Origin of the sequence: Lysobacter enzymogenes (assembly GCF_017168095.1) — a bacterium.
Lineage (GTDB): Bacteria > Pseudomonadota > Gammaproteobacteria > Xanthomonadales > Xanthomonadaceae > Lysobacter > Lysobacter enzymogenes_D.
The window spans coordinates 1-368 of record NZ_LXSD01000539.1; the positions used below are offsets into that span (position 1 = coordinate 1).

The 368-nt window shown below is 76.6% G+C and carries 1 protein-coding gene; it reads left to right on the forward strand.

Annotated features, from left to right (window positions below):
• Positions 1 to 109: 109 nt before the first annotated feature.
• Positions 110 to 368 (forward strand): DUF4339 domain-containing protein (locus A7A76_RS21460; RefSeq protein WP_206413213.1); only part of this gene is annotated, 259 nt, incomplete at its 3' end.

Here is a 368-nt window from a genome sequence, read left to right on the forward strand (position 1 = left end):
GCCCGCTCGCGCCTGCCGCGACTCGCGCGCCGCAATGCGCCGGCGCCGCGTGCGCCGACCGCGGCGCGATGCGCCAATCGCCATGATCGGCCGGCGCCGCGATGGCATCATGGCCGCCGATCGAGACCAGGAAACGGACGCCGCGATGGCCCAGTGGTACTACAGCGACGAAGAGCGCAACCGGCACGGGCCGCTGGAACCGGCGCAGATGATCGCCCTGCACGAGCGCGGCGAACTCGGCCCCGACGCCTTGGTCTGGCGCGACGGCCTGAGCCAGTGGCGCCCGTGGCGCGAGCTGGCCGGCGAGCTGATCGCCGCGCCGGGCTTCGCCCCCGCCGCCGATCCGGCCGCGGCCGAGCGCGCCAGCG